Genomic DNA, 20076 nt, shown 5'->3' on the forward strand with positions numbered 1-20076 from the left:
AAAGGGGCTTGTGAATGAGAGGGCTTTTGTATGTGCTGTTTGCAATACTGTATCTGTTGACCACATTCTTCGTCCTCGGTCCGGTGCTGTTCGCCGACGGCTCCGCCAAAGAGCGGACGCTCACCCTAATCGTGGTTCTTGTGATCTATGCGGCGATTACAGTCTGGCTGCGGATCATCCTGAAGAGGCTGCGCAGGCGTTGACACGTGAAGATTTTAAAGGCTGCGGTTATTCAGCCACGTGTCCGGATTCGTGGATCTCAGCCCAGGCAGCCACCGAGTCAGCATTGGTATAGACATAGGGAGTGGAGGGGGACGGAACCGGAACAATGCTATCGGGTATTATTTTTATGACTTCCTTGCCCTGATAAAACGACATATGGAGCTTGCCCCGAACCTCAATCCAGGTATCGGCCGGCAGGCTTATTTGCGTTGCGGGATCAAGGAGGATGCCCAGGGGAGTTGCGTCTGCCGTACAGCACTGCACCAGGAAGCGGCTAACCGCGAACGCCTTTTTGGCCCCTTTTCCGTTCTCCTGGTATAGAAATCCGGTCACAGTTATCGATTTGCCCTCAAATTGCGGTTTGTACAAGTCGATAGCTCCCAGGGTTTCCGAAAAAATCTCCGGATACACCTGAATTACAGGCTGCGCATACAGCTTCCCGGCGAGCTCGGCGAACTCCTCCAGGTAAGGACTTGCGGCATTGAATTTCACATGCTCAGCAGCTTCCTCGGCAATGTAGGATAAGGCGATACCTTTCTTGGCCGCTGCCTCGCTGCCTAGCGAACGGTCGGGAAGCAGGAAGCCTAGCAGCAGCGGGAAAAGAAACAGGCTGTACAGCATAGCGCTGCCCAGTCCGGATCGCGGCAGGCGGTGCTCACAGTCGCAGAGCAGCGTGCTTTTGCCGAATAACGCCTGGATTCCGAGACTTAGCGCCATCAGTGCCAGCGGTACCGGACAAAGGCGAATCCAGCGTGCCAGCTTGGGGGCGACATAGTAATGCAGCGCATCCTGCTGAACCAGGTGCCCGATATAGAGCGCGAAGAGCAGCAGGACCAGCGACCTGAATCCATAGTGCAGCCGGATGCTCCGGGAGTCATTCATATACGGACCTCCTGAACGTTCTTGAGGGTATCATAGCCACAGCGAGGCTAGAACGGAAGCGATAAACACAGCTGAAAAGATCAGGAAAAACAAATAAAAAGCAAATTTGGTCTTGAATAGCGAGAGCAGCATCAGCGAGTTTTTGAAATCGAGCATCGGTCCCAGCACCATAAAGGCAAGCAGAGAGCCGCTGGGAAATGTATGCAGAAAAGTGGAGGCAACAAAGGCGTCCGAGGTGGAGCATAGCGAGAGTACATACGCCAGCCCCATCATGAACAGATAGGAGCCCAGCGGCTTCCCGCCAATGGCGGCCAGGCTGCCTTGATCCATGAAGGTCTGAATGCCGGAGGTGAGCAGACACCCGATGATCAGATATTTGCCCATTTCAAAAAACTCCTCCGACGTATGCACGAATACAGCAACCAGTTTGCCGCCGCGCGTACTGCGCTCATGGATTTCTCCGCCCTCCCGGCTGATCGAAAGCCGGAGCGGTGATTTGCGGACGGTGGCATACACCACCAAACCGATCACGAAGGCCACGAGAAAGGCCAGTCCCATCCGCGCATAAGCCAGCTCCGGATGGGCGCGGAAGGCCGTCAATGTAGCCCCGTAGACCACTGGATTCAGGATTGGACCCGACAGGATGAAGACGATGGCCACGTATAGCGGCATCCCTTTGTGCATCAGGCGGCGGACCAGCGGAATCATCCCGCATTCACATACAGGGAAAAGAATGCCAAGCAGGCAGCCGAATAGGATCGCCGGAACCGGCCGCCGCGGAATCCAGCGTGAGATCATCTCATCCGGTACGAATACACGGAGGAGTGAAGAGAGCAGCGCGCCCAGAAGGACAAATGGCAATGCTTCCAGCAAAATGCCGATAAATCCGGTTTTGAAGGCTGCGGTATAGGCGTTGTCCAGCATCCGCGGGTGACCCGGAAGCCAGAGGACACCCGCTGTAATCAGGAAAGCGGCAGGAATCAGCAGGGGCAGCATTTTGAGCGGTGAAAGGGTGCTCAAGGCTGCTGGAACAAGGCGGACCAGCGGTCTGTCAGCTGCTTCTCGTCCAGATGTAGTCCGATGAATACCAGATAAGGGTGGCCGGGATAGCGCGAGAACTCCCAAGTGCAGCGGTTTCCTGCGTATTGGACCAGTTGGACCCCGTCCTGCCCGGCGAGCCGGACATGCCCCTTGGCTCTCACCAGGCTGTCTCCCCATTCACGGAAAAAGCCCTCAAGCTGCTCCATCCGGATTCCGCTTGCAGCTTCTGGCGGAAAGGTCAGTGTCACCGCAGCTACTTGCGAATACGAGGCCTGCTGGGCAGATTCCGGTTCCTGCACAGCGGTTGCTCCTTGTCCGCCGTGGAGACTATTCATCCGCTTAAGTGTGGTGCCGTTCATATCACTGCGCCCGCGCTGTGGTCCTGAAGTACGCTGTTCACGGGGGATGATCCCTGCCAGCAGCGGAGTGAGATTGATTTCGCTGTAATGTGTAAATACAATTTCGGATTCTGCATTATGACGGCTGGCCATTTTTTCAATCCGCCATAGGGTTTCCGGTTCCACAAGATCGCTCCTGTTGACAATAATCAGATCAGCACTGGACAGCTGGCGGCGCAGTGTCCGCACAAGCTGCTTGTCGGCGGAGAAGCGGCTGCCATATTCCAGCACATTCTCTGCATCCAGCACGGTTATGGAGTAGTGCAGCTTCAGCCGCTCGCTAAGCGAAGGCTCCAGCAGTGATTTGGCGATTTCCTCGGGATCGGCAACGCCGGTAAGCTCGATGAAGATCACATCCGGCCGACGTGAGAGCAGCAGGCCCAGCGTTTTTGGAAGTTCCTCCTTGCGGCTGCAGCAGACGCAGCCGTCCAGGAGCTTTTCCACAATGGTGCCGCCATGCTCCTGCAGAATGTAGCCATCGACATCCTTTTTACCCAGTTCATTCATTACAACGCCGGGATTCAGACCTCTTGCTTTACTCGCCTTAAGCAGCGTGAGCAGCAGAGTTGTTTTGCCGCTCCCCAGAAATCCGCTCAGGATGATTACCGGTATCTTCATGTTTCTCCCTCCCGCTACATTCCTGCTATTGCAAGAATCATATTTTCATAATTCCATCTATACGTAATGGATCTGCCAGAAAGACCACAAATCTAAGAGAGTTGAAATTTTTTGGGATTGCTGTTGACATTGAGCAGAACAAACCTGTAGAATGTGTAAATCGTAAACATTACGATTAAACATAAAGGAGCTGATGTTAATGAGAGTTATCGTGACACTGGCCTGTACAGAAACCGGCGACCGCAATTACACCACCACCAAGAATAAGAAGACTCAGCCGGGCCGAATCGAGATGAAGAAATACAGCCCCCGTCTGAAACGGGTTACGCTGCACCGTGAGACCCGATGATCTACGGATCGTTGTAAGACAAGCTGTAAACCTATAACATCTCAGGCGAGATTAAGGAGATAACCTATGAACCCCATTCCTGTTACCGTGCTCAGCGGATACCTGGGCTCAGGCAAGACTACATTGCTTAATCACATCCTTCACAACCGGGACGGCCTGAAGGTGGCCGTAATTGTGAATGACATGAGTGAAGTCAATGTGGATGCGGGCCTGGTGAAATCAGGCAACACTCTTTCCCGGACGGAGGAGAAGCTGGTTGAAATGTCCAATGGGTGCATTTGCTGCACGCTGCGCGATGACCTGCTGCGTGAAGTGCAGAGTCTGGCGGCGGAGGGGCGTTTCGATTATATTCTGATCGAGTCCTCCGGCATCAGTGAACCTGTGCCTGTAGCCCAGACGTTTACCTATGCCAATTCTGAGTTAGATATTGATCTGACTGCTCTGGCCAGACTTGATACTATGGTTACCGTAGTCGATGCCAACCGCTTCTGGCATGATTTTGCTTCGGGCGACAGCCTGATTGACCGTGGAACTGTTGCCGGCGAAGAAGATGCACGCGATATTGTCGATCTGCTTATCGATCAGATTGAAACCTGTGATGTCCTGCTCTTGAATAAATGTGATCTGGTGGAGGAGCGGGAGCTGAACAAGCTGGAATCTGTGCTGCGGAGACTACAACCTGCCGCGAAGATCATCCGTACGGTTAATGGTGTGGTTGATCCCGAAGAGATTCTGAATACAGGACGGTTCGATTTCGAACGAACCAGCATGTCCTCCGGCTGGATTGCGGAGCTGAACAAGGAGGAGCATACGCCGGAGACGGAAGAATACGGTATTGGTTCCTTTGTGTACCGCCGCAGAGCGCCCTTTCATCCGCAGCGGCTAAGCTTCTTCTTCAGCAATTGGCCAGAAGAAGTGGTACGGGCCAAGGGGCTGGTATGGCTGGCGGCCAAAGGTGACCTTGCCGCAACGATTAGCCAGGCGGGGCCCTCGATCCAGTTCGGCCCTGCAGGCTACTGGCTGGCAACGCTGCCTGAGGAGCAGCAGCTTGAAGTACTTGCCACGGAGCCCGATATGACAGCCAGATGGGACGAGCGCTGGGGCGACCGCATGAATGAGGTCGTATTTATTGGCATCGGTATGAACCGGGCGAATATTGAAGCCCGGCTGGACAGATGCCTGCTGACCACCAGTGAGATGCAGCAGGATTGGAGTAGCTTCAATAACCCGCTGCCTTGGCCAGCCGGGGAAAGGGTTGCAGCCTTGGAGTAAGCAGACTTGAACCACTCCCAATGGGAGCGGAATCTAGAGCTGGAGCTTGAAGTCATGGAATGAGCCGGGATCATGAATCTGTGATTCCGGCTCTTTTGTATGAGAATAACCTGACCAGTAGAGCGGGCGAAATATGACGTTGATTTATCAATGGTTAGTGACTCTAATCATAATTATTACGATTAATTATTCATTTTGTATTTACAAATCGTAATTATTACGATAATATCATTGGAGTTAATACGTAATTATTACGAATAAACCCGTCCGAAACAGACGCGAAATTATAAAGGGAGGGGATACGCCGTGATTTTATCATCCATGAAGGATGTGGTGTTCGGTTACGGACATGAGCCGGTCATTGACAACCTGTCGCTCGATATTGAAGCCGGACAGTTTATCGGGATCACCGGACCGAACGGAGCAGCCAAAACCACACTGCTCAAGCTTCTGCTCGGTCTGCTTCGGCCTTGGAGCGGAACCGTTTCTCTTAACAAGGAGATGACGGAGGGAGGGAAGCTTGTCATCGGCTATGTTCCGCAGCAGGTCGCTTCCTTCAACGCCGGATTTCCGAGCAAGGTCATCGAGCTGGTCCGGTCCGGCTGCTATCCGCGGCTGGGGTTGTTCGGACGTTTTACGAAGGAGCAGGAGGAGCTTGTGGAGCGGAGTTTGCGGCAGGTGGACATGTGGGAATACCGGAACCGCAGGATCGGGGAGTTGTCCGGCGGGCAGAAGCAGCGCATCTGCATCGCACGGGCACTGGCCCAGCAGCCGCAGGTACTGGTGCTGGATGAACCGGCAACAGGCATGGATATCGGGAGCCGCACCGGATTTTATAAGCTGATGCGCCATTATGTGAGCAACCACGGCCGGACGGTCATTATGGTCACACACGGTCTTGAAGAGACTAGTCCCTATCTGGACACCACGATTAGTCTGGAACGAAAAGAGCAGGAGGGCTGGACATGCTTGGTTACGAATTCATGCAGCGCGCATTTTGGGCCGGGGGCCTGATCGGCATTATCGGTCCGCTGCTGGGTGTATACCTGATGCTGCGCAGGCAGGTGCTAATGGCCGATACGCTATCTCACGTGTCGCTTGCCGGTGTAGCGCTGGGTTCAGTGCTGCAGCTGAATCCGGCGCTCAGCGGATTTGCAGTGGCTGTGGCCGGTGGCCTTGTCATTGAGCAGCTCCGCCGTTCTTACCGTACATACAGTGAGCTTCCGGTAGCGATCATTATGACCTCAGGCCTTGCGCTGGCGGTAGTACTGATGAGTCTGAAACAGAACCTGAGCCGGAGCTTTACCTCCTATCTGTTTGGCTCCATCGTCGCCGTCAGTAATACCCAGCTGGGGCTGATAGCCATAGTGGCTGCAGTGGGTCTATTGTATTTTATTCTTCTTCGACGTCCGCTCTATAGCCTGACCTTTGACGAAGAGACCGCCTCGATCAGCGGTGTTCATACCGGCTTGTTGTCATTCTCATTTGCTGTACTGACCGGCATGACGGTTGCAGCGGCTATGCCGGTTGTCGGCGTATTGCTCGTATCCGCGCTGATTGTCCTTCCGGCGTCCATCGCTCTGCGGATTGCATCCGGTTTTACCGCCGCCATTCTGATTTCGGTCAGTGTTGGCCTTGCGGGTGTTTTCAGCGGCCTGACCGCTTCTTATTACATCAACACACCGCCCGGAGGTACGATAGCTCTTATTTTATTGAGCTTTCTCTTGGGTGCCATTTCCATTCAGAAGCTGTTGGCAGTCCGAAGACGCCGCAATGTCCGTAAGTCCACATAAAAAAGGAGCTTGATCCCACTATGCTGAGTTTTAAAATCCGCCACCTTGCCGTTCTTTCCCTAGCCCTAACCCTGATTGCCGCGGGCTGCAACAATAACAAAACCCCAAGCAATGCGGAAAGTGCCGCCCCTGCTTCATCTGGAAGCACAGAGCCGACAGCCGCCGGTACCGATGTCAAGGCTGACAAGCTGGACATCAAAGTCAGCTTTTACCCGATGTATGAGTTCACCAAAAATATTGCCGGCGATTTGGCCGATGTGGAAACGCTGATTCCAGCAGGTGTAGAGCCGCATGACTGGGAGCCGACGGCTCAGGATATGGCTGAAATATCTGCTGCCGACATGCTTGTATACAACGGTGCCGGTATGGAGGGCTGGGCGCAGCAGGTGATCGGAAGTGCTTCCGGCACCCCGCTGATTGCTGTTGAAGCCAGTAAAGGGCTGAATATTATGGAAGGTGTGGAAGAGGAAGAAGAGGATCACACCGGAGCGGAAGATGATCATGCTCCTGAAGAAGGCGAACATACTGATGAAGAAGGCGGGCATACCGATGAAGGCCACGACCATGGCGGTCTTGATCCGCATGTCTGGCTGGCACCTTCCCTTGCCATCAAGGAGGTTCAGACGATCACCGCCGCTTTGTCCGCAGCGTCTCCTGAGAATGCTTCAACCTTCAAATCGAATAGTGATGCCTATGTCGCCAAGCTGGAGCAGCTTGACCGGGATTTTAAGGAAGGTCTGAAAGATACAAAGCGCAAAGATTTCATCACCCAGCATGCTGCCTTCGGCTATCTGGCGAAGGAGTATGGCCTGACGCAAGTCCCAATCGCCGGTCTTTCTCCAGAGCAGGAGCCTTCCGCCGCCCAAATGGCCGGTATTGTGGAGTTCGCCAAGGCACATGATGTGAAAACCATCTTTTTTGAAACCCTGGTATCATCCAGTGTCGCTGATACGGTCGCCCGGGAGATTGGTGCCAAGACCGCGGTGCTCAATCCGATTGAAGGCTTGACCGATGAGGACCGCAGCAGCAATCTGGATTACTTGAGTATTATGCGTAAGAACCTCGAAGCGCTGAAGACAGCGTTGAACGAATAGAGTTAGATACAATACACCTATGAAGGGGGAAGATGAAGCAGCATGGCCAAGAAATCGAAGATCGTGAAAGAAATGAAGAGGCAGAAACTTGTGGCAGAATATGCTGACAGACGGAGAGCGCTAAAGGCAGAGGGGGATTACATGGCTCTGCAAAAGCTGCCGCGCGATTCGTCAACCACCCGGCAAAAGAACCGTTGTGCCGTTTCCGGCAGACCCCGGGGATACCTAAGCAAGTTTCAGGTTTCAAGGATTATTTTCCGGGAGCTTGCGCTCAAAGGACAAATCCCCGGCATTACCAAATCAAGCTGGTAACCGGTTCGACTGTATACCCGTTTCAGATAGAACGGCTGTTTCTCTGCTTAAGCGGAGAGATAGCCGTTTTACTGTATATACAAGGTTTTACCAAATATCGGGCGGTTAGGCTTTGCCTGATGAAGCGGGGTGAATTATGATAGTAGACAAATGTAACCGACCTTGAAGGAGGCCAGATCATGAGTTATACCGATACGTTCATCCGTGTAGCTGTCGATTGTCCGGTCGAGACAGGTATTATTCCTGTGTCTGCACGCCTGCACCCGCCGGTCCATGTCATACAGTATGAGTTGCTCTCAGGGGCGCCTTATACCTATACCCATGAAGAACTGCTGTACGAGGTACATGTGCGCCATAAGGAGATTCCTGACCAGGAGAGAGCGGAGCATAAGGAGGAGATCTGGACTGAGCTTTTCTCCAAAAGCCACCCTTGCTTGCGCGCCTCCATGCTGCCCAAAAGATATGGCTGGGGTATCCACTATAATCATGAGGGGAAAATCGCCCTGTATGGCAAAGAGTCCCCGGAGTATGATCATTTCACATCCGATAGCGTGAGCTGCGTCAGGCAGCTGAATGCGATGCGCAACAAAAAATGACAAAGAGGAGCACCGAATTTTGCATAAATATATTGAAGAGATCACGCTAAATACCTGGCCTGCAGAGCAAAGTGTGCTGCTGGAGGGCTGGGTACTCCGCACCTCGGCAGGCTACACCAAACGTGCGAATTCAGTAAATCCGCTATACGGACTCGATGCACAGCAGAGCGGACTGGAAATCATGGACAAAATCCGCCTCGCCGAGCAGTATTATGCGGGTGCCGGGCTGAACACCGTGTTCAAAATCACTCCCTTCATCCAGCCCGGAGACCTGGACGGACGCTTGGCTGAGCAGGGCTACGAGATCGTGGAGCCTTCGTCTGTCAGGACTCTGGATCTGCAGGATCTGCCCGCTCCAGCTGGAAGGTACAATGTCCAAATCCGGGAGGAGCTAACAGAAGATTGGCTGGAGGCTTTCGCGGGAATGACAGCTCTGTCGTTTGCAAGCCGGGATACTCTGCGCAGAATGCTGTCTGCTTCCTCTTTGAAGCAGGGATTTGCCCTGTTGCTAAAGGATGAGATGCCAGCGGCCTGCGGGCTCGGTGTTATCCAGCACGGGTACATCGGACTATATGATGTATGTACAGCTCCTGCATTCCGCCGGCAGGGGATGGCGGAGGAAATGCTGTGCAGCCTGTTGAACTGGGCCAAAAATCTGGGGGCGGCCCATTCTTTTCTTCAGGTGGTGCAGGCCAATGCAGGGGCTTCAGCCCTATATGACAAGCTGGGCTACCATGAAATTTATCAATACTGGTACAGAGTGAAGAGCCGGCATTAGGAGGAGAAAACCGTATGTCAGAGTATTGGAGTACAAGATTTGCCCGCGAGGGTATGATCTGGGGGAATCAGCCCAGTCCATCGGCTTTTCAGGCCAAAGCATGGTTTCTTGAGCATGGAGTAGAATCCGTTTTGGTTCCCGGTGCTGGATATGGACGCAACACCAAGGTGTTCTCCTCTGATATGGACACTTATGGGGTAGAACTCAGCCATGCTGCCCTGGAACTTGCCGCAGCGTGGGACGGTGGAACCCGATTTATTGAAGGATCGGCATTGGAGCCTCAACTGGACATTACGGTAGATGCAGTATATTGCTATGATGTACTTCATTTATTTCTTGCCGCAGAGCGCCGACAGCTCATAGACGCCAGTCTTGCGCAGCTCCGGCCCGGAGGCCTGATGTATTTCACCAGCTTTTCCGATGAAGACCCAAACCATGGCCACGGGATAATGCTGGAGCCGGGCACATATGAATATAAGGAAGGGAAGTACGCCCACTTTTTCAGCGATGCGGATTTGCGGGAGCATTTTGCCGCAGTGGAGATTGTGGAGACGGGAACCTTTACTGAATCGCTGCCAAGCCCCGGAAGCGGGACGCATGAGTACATATTGAGGTCTATCCTCGCGCGTAAGAGAAAATAAGGATGAAGGTAAATCATAGCAGGGCGCGGCCCTATATTATTTACAGGCCGCGCCGGGAATCAGACGAATTTCCCCTGAGAGGGGACGGATAGCTCCTTGAATGTCTTGCATAAATGGGCGAATTCCGTGGACAGCTCGGGCACGGACATGGGCAGTCCATGCCCGGTCATTACGATCCGCGGGTCAAGGAGAGCCAGCTTGCGGACGGACTTCTCCGCCTCTACCCAGTTTGTTGTGAAATAGGCCGGAGGACCGTGCAGCTCCTTGTGCTGGGTGATGACTGCAAAAGCTGACTCCTGCTTGACAGTGATCACGGCATCCCCGGCAATTAGCACCTTGTCGTCAGGCCGGAAAAGAGAAATATGGCCAGGGCTGTGGCCTGGTGTATGCACCCAAGTCCAGCCTTCCGCGTAAGGGACTGTACCATTTTGCGGAAGCGGATGAACAGCATCCCCAAGATTAATCCCCCTGTGCGGGTATAGCGGCGATACGGTTGCCATGAGGCCTCCACCCACAGCAGGATCAGCCGGAGGATAATCCCGGGAGCCTGTGAGATAAGGGAGCTCCAAGCGATGTGCGTACACCGGAACCCCTTTCCATTCCTCCAAAAGCTCCTTTAGATTGCCAACATGATCAAAGTGACCATGTGTCAGGATAATGGCTGCCGGCGGCTTGCCGAACCGCTCCCAGGAAGTTTGCAGTATGCTCCCTGCGAAATTGCCCAGTCCGGTGTCAACCAGGATCCAATCTGATGCAGAATGACCTATATAGACAACGTTGACAAATAATGTCCGAAGACCGGCTACACCCTCTGCAACATCCCAAGTGTCGGTCAGGCCTGCCGTCAATATTCCATTCAATTCCACCCGCGCACCTCCTGTGTTTTTATGAAGATTAATCTGGACGTCTTCTTGTAGTATGACCTTTTATTAACATATACATTAAAGGTTTCACGCTGAGGAAGCAGGAGGAGCACCAAAAGGCCCTCTTCCAAAGGAAGCAGGGCCTGGTGATGGTATAATAAGCAGTTATGCGCAGTTGCAGTATGTAGCTTGCGGCTTTCTTGATTTCTCGTTGAAACGGATACCTGAAAGCGAATCGCAGTATCCCTGCTTCGAGAGCATTAGCTTTTTTAACAGACGGCGAAGCCGTTTTCTTCTTGTTATCGCCGTTCGCAGTCAGCAAACAGGATATGGCGCGGAATATGGAAGAAATTCTCGGCTTTTTCCTGCAGCGCCAGTGTAGGAAGGTGGCATTGATGCAGCCATTTGCGGAACGTTCCGGGATGGACCCCGATCCAAATGCTGACATCCGTAACGGAAAAATCATATACCATGCACAGCCCCGTAAGAATCACATTACTCTGGGGGGAATGGGCATTGGATCTTTTCATGAAGCGTGAAGGCGTCGGCTGGCATACAATCGGACTTTGCCGCAGAAGAGCCTCATTGAACAAGATATGGGACGGATAGCCTAGAATACGGCAGACCTTCTCCAGATTGGTTCTGGAAGGAATACGTCCTTCATAGACCCATGCGCTAACGCTGCGTGAAGAGACGGAGAGTTCTTCAGCAAGCCGGGACAGCTTCATGTCTTTAGCCATTAGAATGGCAAGCAGCACGCGGTTGCGGATCTGGCTGCGCTTCGGCCGGCGGAATCGTTTGACCCGTACACCTTGTCCAAGATATTTGCGGTTGATCAGAGACCAGGCCTGAATTTTATGTGATTCTTGCTGATTCTTAGGCATAATTCCTCCGATATACTAATTTAATAATTTAGTAAATTTTCTGGTTCGGCTTTATATGACTTTAACATTTCGGTTACACTTTCGTCCAGGGTGAAATGCTTGGCGGTCCGCCTGTGCTTAAGTTTCTTTCAGAAGTGATGCTGGTATGATATATTTTTAGTAATCTATTTTACAATACTTAACGCGCAGGGAGCGATATAGATGATTAAGCACATTGTATTCTTCAAATTAAAAGACCGTGCTCCGGAAAAAGTCCAGGAAACCGTAGCGGTGCTCCGGAACATGGAAGGCAAGATTCCACAGCTGATCTCCATCGAGGTGGGGGCTGATCTCGTTCACTCTGAGCGTTCTTTTGATATTGCGCTGGTGACGGTAGTCGCTTCTATGGAGGATTTACAGGCGTATCAAGTGCATCCGGCCCATAAGGAAGTCATAGCACACATCAACGAGGTCAAAGAAGTCTCATTTGCCGTGGATTACGAAATCTAGGATAGAATGCAGAATAAGGCGGCAACCGCCATCAAATACCGGAAGGTGTGACGTCTATGCGAGAGCTTGAATACCCGATGGAAGCGTTAACCTATTTGGTCGTTTTTCTGGCCGCGTGCATCATTATGCTGTTCTGGCTGAAACGCCGTGGCAAACGGGGGAAATAGTCCGGACTCTGCTAGCCGCTCAATTGCCACATCACCTGACTTGGAGGGTCTACTGTGTACTATGTTAACCGGAAACAGATCGAAACTATACTCGGGCAGATACCCGATATCAATACCGGACTGCGGGGAGCGTCAGCCTCGTGGGATGGCGGAACATTCATGGGATTAGTTCAGGAAAGATGTCTGCATCTGGCGATCGAGGTTGTTACCGATGTAGGCAGCTCTTTGATTGACGGATTCATTATGCGTGATGCCGGAAGCTACGAGGACATTATTTCCATCATCCATGAGGAAAAGGTTTTTGCCGGCAGCGGCCTATATGATTTGCTCATCCAGCTTGTGGCGCTCCGCAAGCCATTGGTACAGGATTACTATGTATGGGACCGTACGGCACTTCACCCGCTTGCCGCGCTGTTGCCGGAGGCACTGGAGCAATTTGCGGCCGAGGTGCGAAGCTATCTGGATCAGGAGCTGGGCGCACAGGCTCCAGTGTAACGTTACAGCGGCAATTGGGATATAACGATATAAAGGTGACCACAGGCGTCAGCTGTGAAAGGAAGGGGTCCTTGATGATGAAGAAGGGGCAGGAAAGCGGATCTACGAGGCGCATGATTATGACGCTCCTGAAGATGAAAGGCCCGCTGACGATCGGTGCGCTCGCGGAGGAACTGGGAATAACCGAAATGGGCGTCCGGCGGCATGTACTGCAGCTGGAGCAGGAATCGCTGGCCAAAACCAAGGTCGTCCGCCAGGCGATGGGTCGTCCGCTGCATGTGTATTCGCTGACAGAGCGGGCGGAAGACCATTTTCCCAAAAACTATCATAATCTGGCACTGGAGCTGCTGCGTGAGCTGGATCACGGAAGTGGGCTGGATGCGGTTAATGTGCTGTTTGAAGGCCGTAAAAGGCGTATGCTGGCCCAGTATTCACCCATGATGGAGAACCGTGATCTGGAGGAACGGGTTGCCGAGCTATCCTCCATTCAGAATGCAGGCGGCTATATGGCCGAGTGGAACCGGGAAGAGGACGGCACATTTGTGATGCAGGAGTACAACTGTCCGATCCGCCAGGTGGCAACCCAATACCGCAAGGCATGCCAGTGTGAACAGGGGCTGTTCGAGGAACTGCTGAGCGCGAAGGTTACCCGAACGGAATGTATGGCTGAAGGCGGTCAGAGCTGCCGGTATGCCATAGCGCCCCTTAAGAAAGACAAAACTTCGGAAATGAGCGGATAATCTGTCACAAGACAAACTCTCGTTGCTTATGATGTAGCAGAACTAGGCGATAGCCCGGATGGCCGGGCAGAGGCTCAAAACGATTCCAAGGGAGAGATGAAAGATGAAAAAAGACAACAAAAGCTTGCTGTGGGGTATTCTTGCAGGTACTGTGGTAGGTTCTGTAACGGCTTTGCTGTTCGCCCCTAAGCCAGGCAAGGAGCTGCGCAAGGACATTGCGGAAGGAACTGCTGGAGCCCTAGATAAAGTGCAGGAAGTTGCCGGAACGGTAAGTGAAAAAAGCACGGAGCTGTACAGCAAAACTAAAGACGCTGCCCTCACTGTCGTCACTGAAGTCAAGGAATGGAGCAAGCAATATACCTGTGCCGATGAAGAGGAGAAGGCTGCGGTAAGTGGTATTGTTGCTGAAGGTGAAGAGACTGGCATCATTTATGATGAAGCTGGTGAAGAGCTTGATGAGTTGGTAGAGCTGGATGTGCTGGATGCTGAATCCGATGCCGAAGCGGCTTTGGAAGATGACACCGAAAATGACAAAGATGGCAGCAGCATCGCCTAGGCGGGCGGATATCACCTTTTCAAAAAAAAATCACATGGTTCACGCCATCAATCATACTTGTACTTCCCGGCCATGAGCCGCTTTTCGCATTCCGGCGGAGGGCGGCTCTTGAACTGTCCCGCAATTTGGAGTATTATCTGCAATTGGGGCTGAAGCCCAGGTACATTTTGTTTTTGCTCTACATAAGCTACACAAAACAAGTAAAAAGGAAGCGGTGTGTTCGTGCAGCAAGCTATCGCAATACTAGACTCAGGTGTAGGGGGACTAACAGTTGTCAAGGAAGTGATGAGACAGCTCCCGCGGGAGAAGATCATTTATTTTGGCGACACCGCAAGGGCCCCGTACGGACCCCGTTCGACAGAAGAAGTGAAAATGTTCACCGAACAGATTGTGGACTATTTAATTCAATTTAATCCAAAAATGATTGTTATTGCCTGCAATACAGCAACTGCGGCCGCACTTGACTATATCTCAGCGAAAGTATCTATTCCCGTTATCGGCGTCATCCATCCCGGCGCACGTGCAGCCATAAGCGCAAGTAAAACAGGGCAGGTGGGTGTCATTGGCACTGTGGGCACAATCAAGAGTGGCGCCTACACCGCTGCTCTGAAGCAGCTCTCCCCGTTCGTTCAGGTGGTCAGCCAGGCCTGTCCGGCGCTTGTCCCCTTTGTGGAGCAAGGCATGTTCCGTTCGGAGGAGAGTCATATCGCAGTGGCGGAATCGCTCAATGGCATCAAATACGAGCCCATCGACACGCTGATTCTGGGCTGTACCCATTACCCGTTCCTGGTAGAACCCATAGGCAAGGTGATGGGACCGGGGGTGAAGCTGATCAGCTCGGCGGACGAGACCGCAAGAGAGATTAGCACGATCCTGTATGACAAAGGAAAGCTGTCCAGCGGGGACGAAAGCCCAATCCACCAGTTCTTCTGCAGTGGAGATGCGGAGATGTTCCAGCGGATCGCCCGGGATTGGCTCGGGGAGCAGATAAAGCGCACGCCCGTGGTATGGCAGGTGTCTTCGCTCTAAGAATCGCAGCAGTGAGTTGATTAGGGACAAACCCCTGATTCAGGGGTGATTTTAGAACTGAAACTTGAGGCCGGGACAGCAAATGTTCCGGTCTTTTGCTGCATCTGGCTCATCAAAAATTTCATGGTGGACAGCACAGTCTGCATAGAATGGATTAGTGGGCTGTGTCCGAATGTCTCCCGTGAACTTTCCGGCTGATGGCATTGGATGACACTAACTAGAGGGCCGGGAGGATGAGACATATGCAGCAGTATATTGCCCGCAAGGGAGACACTGTTCACCGGATTGCCGCGAGGCATGGACTTACACCGGAGCACGTGATACAAGGAAATCCATGGGCAGGGAAGCAGCCGTATTTATACCCGGGGCAGGTTTTATATCTGCCTTCTGCTCCGCGCAAACGCTATGTTGTGCAGGAGGGCGATGATGCCTTGAGCATTTCCGCCTTATTTGGAGTGGATGTAGGGGGACTTGAAAAGCTGAATCCGGGCGTTAGCTCGGCCTATGGGTGTTCACCCGGCAAAGTGCTGGTCATTCCTGAGGCGGCACCTCAAACGGTTGTATTCCTGCGCGGGGAGTACGGACCTGCGGAAGTAGATGAGGATATTGGAAAGCTGCTCATCAGGTATCCATTTCTCCATGCTGAAACTATAGGCACTAGCATCCTGGGGAAGCCGCTCCATGTGCTGCGGATTGGCTGCGGGCCGCGTCATCTTCACGTCAATGCGTCTCTGCATGCGAATGAATGGCTGACATCGCCATGTCTGATGTCTTTTGTTGAGCAGTATGCCGCGGCCTATGCTGCAGGCAAAGACTGGAATAGCCACAATCCTGAAGCGTGGTATAACAACTGGACATTATGGGCTGTGCCCATGGCCAATCCCGACGGGGTGGAGCTGGTTCAGGAAGGGGGATGGCCTGGTCATCCGTATTACGATGAGCTGAGAACATGGAACGGTGGACGGCGCAGCTTCCGTCACTGGAAGGCCAACATCCGCGGGGTAGATCTCGGAGACCAGTTTCCCGCCCATTGGGAGGAGGAGCGGAATCGGCGGGCCGTGTCAGGTCCGGGACCGCGTGATTACAGCGGAAGGGCTCCATTAAGTGAACCGGAAGCTGCTGCCCTGGCGCAGCTGGCGGAGAAGGTTCCCGGCGATGCGGCCGTATCACTGCACAGCCAGGGAGGTGAGATCTACTGGAATTACCGGGGCTATGAGCCTCCGGAGAGCAAGGCGCTGGCAACCCTGCTCGCGGCAGCCAGCGGTTATAGGGCGGTGGAATTGAACGGCAGTGATGCCGGATACAAGGATTGGTTCATTCAGCGCTTTCGCCGGCCCGGCTTCACCGTGGAGCTGGGGAGTGGCAAAAATCCGCTTCCGCTGGCTGATTTTGAGGATATGGCACTGGAGACCGGTCTTGTTTTAGCAGCCATTCTTTCAAATTTCAAATAAAAATGAAACAATTCCTGCAAATTTGCGTAATATACCAGCAAAGGGTACGGCCGCAGTCATTCCTAGATGCGCTTCGCGGCTGGATCCTTTTTTTTGATGAGGCTGCCACATACAAAACTTTTAGGAGGACCCATATGAAACTGAGAAAACTGCTGTCGCTTAAGCAATGGTCCCATATATTCCGCAGCTCCTGGCAGTATGTCATCTCCCCGAATGTGGCAATGCCGGACAAGCTGCTATTCACAATACCGGTAATCTTATATTGGGTGCTGCCTGATTTCATGCCATTTCTGCCGATTGATGATATTGGTGTAACGATGCTGCTCATGGGCTGGTTCGTCTCGCGGATGGAACGCAAATACCCGGCTCTGGAGACCGGAAGATGAAGGTTTAGAGAATTTTCCCCGCCTCATCCGGAACTATTTCGCCATTATGGTTGCTTTTACGGGCTGATTTCCTTAAAATAAATTATTGAGTATTTAAACTATAGATGCCTGGGAGATGGATGAGGATGAACGTCAAAATTACCCGCAATGCGGCTAAAGTGATAAAGAAAACGATGGAACTTGAAGGCAACAGCGAGTTGAAGCTGCGCGTAGCTATTACACATGCCCACGGCGATCATGCTCACTACGGCCTTGACCTGGACACGCCTAAGGAAAACGATGTTATCGTATCCACGGATAAAGAAATTGATGTAATTCTTGACCCGAACCAGCCGCTGCTGGACGGTGTGAAGATCGATTATCTGTACTTCCCAGAAGAAGGTTTTGTTATCACTAATCCGTCTAAAGGAAATCATGGCGATCACTAAGTGTTCGCCCGTATTTTACGGACATAAAGAAGGGTTGCTCCATGGCTAACGATATACGTATTTGTGACGAATGTAATCATATCAAGATGAAAAGTATCCTCCCCAAGCTGCGCAAGATGGCGCCGGATGCCGAGATCAAAACCGGGTGCATCTCCTATTGCGGCCCTTGCGGCAAGCGGCCGTTTGTCTATATTAACGGACGGTATGTCAGTGCCCCTACTGAAGATGAGGTGCTGGCCAAAGCCGAGGCATTTGTCAAACAGCCGGTTACTAAGGACTAGGCACAGTGTTGCAGCATCACCTCCGCTGAGAGAAGCGGGGGGTTTTTTGCTTTTTTCGCCCCTATCCTGCGTGTTTGGGTTTGCGCGGAGGCCCATGATATAATGGTGAGGTTCTCAAAATCAGATAGATACATAGGAGGTAATGGAGCCAAATGAAGCATATTGCCGATGGAACGATTCTGAATAACGGGATTGTCATGCCCCGGTTTGGACTGGGTACTTACAAGGCAGAGGGCGAAGAGGTAGCCCAGGCTGTTGCAACTGCGCTGGAGCTGGGATACCGGAGTATTGATACCGCTGCGGTCTATGGCAATGAGGAAGAGGTGGGCCGCTCGATAGCTGCCAGCGGCATTGCGCGGGATAATCTTTTCGTCACGACAAAGGTATGGAATTCCGATCAAGGCTACGATGAGACATTAAGAGCCTTCGAAATCAGCAGCAAAAAGCTGGGTCTGGACATCATTGATCTCTATTTGATCCACTGGCCGGGCACGGATAAATATAAAGCTACCTGGCGTGCACTGGAACGGCTGTATGCTGAAGGCCGCGTACGGGCAATAGGTGTGAGCAATTTCCAGATTCACCATCTGGAAGAATTGCGTAAGGATAGTGAAACAGTGCCTGCGGTGAACCAGGTGGAGCTGCATCCGCGTTTTATCCAAAAGGAGCTGCATGACTACTGCGCCAGCCGCTCCATTCAGATTGAAGCCTGGGCCCCTCTGATGAAGGGCAGACTGCAGGATAATGAGCTGCTGCAAGGAATTGCAGGCAAGCACAGCAAGACGGTATCCCAGGTTATTTTACGGTGGGGGCTGCAGAACGGAATCGTGATCATCCCGAAATCGGTAACTGCATCGAGAATTAAGGAAAACAGCGAAATCTTCGATTTCGAGCTGTCGGCGGATGAGCTGGCTGCCATCAGCGGACTGGATGTCGGTGAGCGAGTGGGCTCCGATCCGGACAAGGTGCTATTCTAAATACAAAAACGGACATATTCCTTATTGGGAAATGTCCGTTTATTATTTTTGCAGAGTGGTGTTGCCTGCCTGTATGCTGGTTTATTGCGGATTGCGCGGAGGGAGGGGGCCCAGGTATTGATAATACTGGCACTCGATACGACCGTTGTACAGCTTGCGCCGTTTGTCCGCCTTGCGTCCGTAGAATTGTTCGAATTCCTTATAGGGGCTGATGGCGAAAAAGGACCATGTCGGAAGATACAGCATCATTTCACCGAATTGGCGGGTGAGCTTCTCCACTTCCTTGTCATTACTGATCCGTTCCCCATAAGGGGGATTGGTGATGATGCAGCCGTATTCGCCTTGCGGTCTGGCCTTAGCGGCAGCTATAGCCTGAAATGTGATCTCGCCGGCAAGTCCGGCACTCTTGGCATTGGCTTCGGCGATTTCAATCGCTGCGGGATCGATGTCTGTGCCGGTCAGCTGCAGCGGATAGTCGTCGCGGACAGCGTCAAAGGCTTCCTCGCGTGCTTCTTCCCAGAGACGCTGCGGGATTTCCGGCCAATGTTCGGATGGAAATGAGCGCCGCAGGCCTGGCGCAATATTCCAGGCAATCATCGCCGCTTCAATCAGGAGCGTGCCGGAGCCGCAACATGGATCATACAGCGGACGGTGGCCGTTCCAGCGGCTGATCTGGATCAGCGCGGCAGCCATGGTTTCCTTCAGCGGTGCTTCCGTTGCCTGGCGGCGGTATCCGCGTTTGTGCAGCGCAGGACCGGTGGTATCCAGCGTAATCAGAGCGGTATCATTTAGAAGAATCACTTCTACCACATACCGTGGGCCGTTCTCCGGGAACCATTCGGTACGATAGGATAGCTTCAGCTTTTCGACAATAGCTTTCTTGACAATGCCCTGACAGGCAGGTACGCTGGTAAGCTGGGATTTATGCGACCTTCCTTCCACAGGGAATTCTCCGTTTTCGGGAATCCAGTCCTGCCACTCCATGGCTTTGACGCCTTCAAACAGCTCGTCGAAGGTTTTGGCCGGGAACTGACCCATTTCCACTAAAACACGGTCAGAAGTCCTGAGCCAAAGATTACAGCGGCAGATATCGATGTAATCTCCACTGAACAATACCCGGCCATTCTCGACCGTAGTCTCATAACCCAGTTCGTTTAATTCACGTGCTACGACAGCTTCCAGCCCCATGGGGGCGGTCGCAATCAATTGTAATTTGCCCAAATTCGCTCAACTCCGTTTAACTTGTGGATGAATACATATAACCTTTACAATAAGGGAAGCGGTGCTTCCGGTAGTCCTCATACGGCTTGCTTATCAAGTATAGGGGAATGATG

Annotated in this window: 26 protein-coding genes; 20 read left to right on the forward strand and 6 right to left on the reverse strand. The window is 52.5% G+C overall.

What is annotated here, in order from left to right:
• Window positions 1-14 precede the first annotated feature (14 nt).
• Window positions 15-203 carry a DUF6954 family protein gene (locus tag A3848_RS16725; protein WP_074086055.1) on the forward strand — a complete coding sequence of 63 codons (189 nt, stop codon included), beginning with the start codon at window positions 15-17 and terminating at the stop codon, window positions 201-203.
• A 25-nt stretch (window positions 204-228) separates the two neighbouring features.
• On the opposite strand, the gene A3848_RS16730 is transcribed toward A3848_RS16725, so the two are convergent.
• From A3848_RS16730 to A3848_RS16740, 3 genes are read right to left on the reverse strand one after another with little or no spacing between them, the layout of a single operon-like run.
• Window positions 229-1104, reverse strand: coding sequence for a TIGR03943 family putative permease subunit (locus A3848_RS16730; RefSeq protein ID WP_074086056.1), 876 nt, complete (start codon window positions 1102-1104; stop codon window positions 229-231).
• Between the two features lie 30 nt (window positions 1105-1134).
• The gene (locus A3848_RS16735) at window positions 1135-2124 is read right to left on the reverse strand and encodes a permease (protein ID WP_143192418.1); all 990 of its coding nucleotides are present in this window, start codon (window positions 2122-2124) and stop codon (window positions 1135-1137) included.
• Window positions 2121-3161, reverse strand: a complete 1041-nt coding sequence (locus A3848_RS16740; RefSeq protein ID WP_074086057.1) for a CobW family GTP-binding protein — start codon at window positions 3159-3161, stop codon at window positions 2121-2123. The genes A3848_RS16735 and A3848_RS16740 overlap by 4 nt, the downstream gene beginning before the upstream one ends.
• A gap of 199 nt (window positions 3162-3360) precedes the next feature.
• Here A3848_RS16740 and rpmG point away from each other — a divergent pair, with 199 nt between their 5' ends.
• The 9 genes from rpmG to A3848_RS16785 all read left to right on the forward strand — a co-directional run bounded on the left by rpmG (window position 3361) and on the right by A3848_RS16785 (window position 9996).
• Window positions 3361-3510, forward strand: a complete 150-nt coding sequence (rpmG, locus tag A3848_RS16745) for a 50S ribosomal protein L33 (RefSeq protein ID WP_074086058.1) — start codon at window positions 3361-3363, stop codon at window positions 3508-3510.
• A gap of 66 nt (window positions 3511-3576) precedes the next feature.
• The gene (locus A3848_RS16750) at window positions 3577-4782 is read left to right on the forward strand and encodes a GTP-binding protein (protein ID WP_074086059.1); all 1206 of its coding nucleotides are present in this window, start codon (window positions 3577-3579) and stop codon (window positions 4780-4782) included.
• A 306-nt stretch (window positions 4783-5088) separates the two neighbouring features.
• Window positions 5089-5796: a metal ABC transporter ATP-binding protein gene (locus tag A3848_RS16755; RefSeq protein ID WP_074086060.1), complete on the forward strand. Its 708-nt coding sequence runs from the start codon at window positions 5089-5091 to the stop codon at window positions 5794-5796.
• Window positions 5742-6575: a metal ABC transporter permease gene (locus tag A3848_RS16760; protein WP_074086061.1), complete on the forward strand. Its 834-nt coding sequence runs from the start codon at window positions 5742-5744 to the stop codon at window positions 6573-6575. The genes A3848_RS16755 and A3848_RS16760 overlap by 55 nt, the downstream gene beginning before the upstream one ends.
• 20 nt (window positions 6576-6595) lie before the next feature.
• Window positions 6596-7669 carry a metal ABC transporter substrate-binding protein gene (locus A3848_RS16765; RefSeq protein ID WP_074086062.1) on the forward strand — a complete coding sequence of 358 codons (1074 nt, stop codon included), beginning with the start codon at window positions 6596-6598 and terminating at the stop codon, window positions 7667-7669.
• A 42-nt stretch (window positions 7670-7711) separates the two neighbouring features.
• Window positions 7712-7981 (forward strand): 30S ribosomal protein S14, encoded by a 270-nt coding sequence (rpsN, locus tag A3848_RS16770; protein WP_074086063.1) that lies wholly within the window; start codon window positions 7712-7714, stop codon window positions 7979-7981.
• A 179-nt stretch (window positions 7982-8160) separates the two neighbouring features.
• The gene (locus A3848_RS16775; protein ID WP_074086064.1) at window positions 8161-8577 is read left to right on the forward strand and encodes a DUF6157 family protein; all 417 of its coding nucleotides are present in this window, start codon (window positions 8161-8163) and stop codon (window positions 8575-8577) included.
• Between the two features lie 19 nt (window positions 8578-8596).
• Window positions 8597-9355, forward strand: coding sequence for a GNAT family N-acetyltransferase (locus tag A3848_RS16780; RefSeq protein ID WP_178382023.1), 759 nt, complete (start codon window positions 8597-8599; stop codon window positions 9353-9355).
• A 14-nt stretch (window positions 9356-9369) separates the two neighbouring features.
• Complete coding sequence (locus A3848_RS16785) at window positions 9370-9996, forward strand: class I SAM-dependent methyltransferase (protein ID WP_074086066.1); 627 nt, start codon at window positions 9370-9372, stop codon at window positions 9994-9996.
• A 59-nt stretch (window positions 9997-10055) separates the two neighbouring features.
• On the opposite strand, the gene A3848_RS16790 is transcribed toward A3848_RS16785, so the two are convergent.
• Both A3848_RS16790 and A3848_RS16795 read right to left on the reverse strand, forming a co-directional pair.
• Window positions 10056-10862, reverse strand: a complete 807-nt coding sequence (locus A3848_RS16790) for an MBL fold metallo-hydrolase (protein ID WP_143186202.1) — start codon at window positions 10860-10862, stop codon at window positions 10056-10058.
• Window positions 10863-11158: 296 nt separating this feature from the next.
• Window positions 11159-11743 (reverse strand): helix-turn-helix domain-containing protein, encoded by a 585-nt coding sequence (locus A3848_RS16795; protein ID WP_074086067.1) that lies wholly within the window; start codon window positions 11741-11743, stop codon window positions 11159-11161.
• A 201-nt stretch (window positions 11744-11944) separates the two neighbouring features.
• On the opposite strand from A3848_RS16795, the gene A3848_RS16800 reads away from it, so the two are divergent.
• The 10 genes from A3848_RS16800 (at window position 11945) to A3848_RS16845 (ending at window position 18742) form a co-directional block, all read left to right on the forward strand.
• Window positions 11945-12232: a Dabb family protein gene (locus A3848_RS16800; protein ID WP_074086068.1), complete on the forward strand. Its 288-nt coding sequence runs from the start codon at window positions 11945-11947 to the stop codon at window positions 12230-12232.
• 221 nt (window positions 12233-12453) lie between these two features.
• The gene (locus A3848_RS16805) at window positions 12454-12894 is read left to right on the forward strand and encodes a DUF86 domain-containing protein (RefSeq protein ID WP_074086069.1); all 441 of its coding nucleotides are present in this window, start codon (window positions 12454-12456) and stop codon (window positions 12892-12894) included.
• A gap of 74 nt (window positions 12895-12968) precedes the next feature.
• Window positions 12969-13634 (forward strand): helix-turn-helix transcriptional regulator, encoded by a 666-nt coding sequence (locus A3848_RS16810; protein WP_178382024.1) that lies wholly within the window; start codon window positions 12969-12971, stop codon window positions 13632-13634.
• A 103-nt stretch (window positions 13635-13737) separates the two neighbouring features.
• The gene (locus A3848_RS16815) at window positions 13738-14190 is read left to right on the forward strand and encodes a YtxH domain-containing protein (RefSeq protein ID WP_074086070.1); all 453 of its coding nucleotides are present in this window, start codon (window positions 13738-13740) and stop codon (window positions 14188-14190) included.
• A gap of 222 nt (window positions 14191-14412) precedes the next feature.
• Window positions 14413-15219, forward strand: a complete 807-nt coding sequence (gene racE, locus A3848_RS16820; RefSeq protein ID WP_074086071.1) for a glutamate racemase — start codon at window positions 14413-14415, stop codon at window positions 15217-15219.
• 242 nt (window positions 15220-15461) lie between these two features.
• On the forward strand, window positions 15462-16670 hold the full coding sequence (locus A3848_RS16825; RefSeq protein WP_074086072.1) for a M14 family metallopeptidase: 1209 nt from the start codon (window positions 15462-15464) through the stop codon (window positions 16668-16670).
• A 134-nt stretch (window positions 16671-16804) separates the two neighbouring features.
• Window positions 16805-17056: a hypothetical protein gene (locus A3848_RS16830; protein WP_074086073.1), complete on the forward strand. Its 252-nt coding sequence runs from the start codon at window positions 16805-16807 to the stop codon at window positions 17054-17056.
• 125 nt (window positions 17057-17181) lie between these two features.
• A complete protein-coding gene (locus A3848_RS16835; RefSeq protein WP_074086074.1) occupies window positions 17182-17484 on the forward strand; it encodes a HesB/IscA family protein in 303 nt (100 codons plus the stop codon).
• 41 nt (window positions 17485-17525) lie between these two features.
• On the forward strand, window positions 17526-17765 hold the full coding sequence (locus tag A3848_RS16840) for a YuzB family protein (protein WP_074086075.1): 240 nt from the start codon (window positions 17526-17528) through the stop codon (window positions 17763-17765).
• A gap of 152 nt (window positions 17766-17917) precedes the next feature.
• Complete coding sequence (locus tag A3848_RS16845) at window positions 17918-18742, forward strand: aldo/keto reductase (protein WP_074086076.1); 825 nt, start codon at window positions 17918-17920, stop codon at window positions 18740-18742.
• Between the two features lie 81 nt (window positions 18743-18823).
• On the opposite strand, the gene A3848_RS16850 is transcribed toward A3848_RS16845, so the two are convergent.
• Window positions 18824-19963 carry a THUMP domain-containing class I SAM-dependent RNA methyltransferase gene (locus A3848_RS16850; RefSeq protein ID WP_074086077.1) on the reverse strand — a complete coding sequence of 380 codons (1140 nt, stop codon included), beginning with the start codon at window positions 19961-19963 and terminating at the stop codon, window positions 18824-18826.
• Between the last annotated feature and the right edge of the window lie 113 nt (window positions 19964-20076).

It is taken from the genome of Paenibacillus sp. P32E, assembly GCF_001909085.1.
Lineage (GTDB): Bacteria > Bacillota > Bacilli > Paenibacillales > Paenibacillaceae > Paenibacillus_AQ > Paenibacillus_AQ helianthi.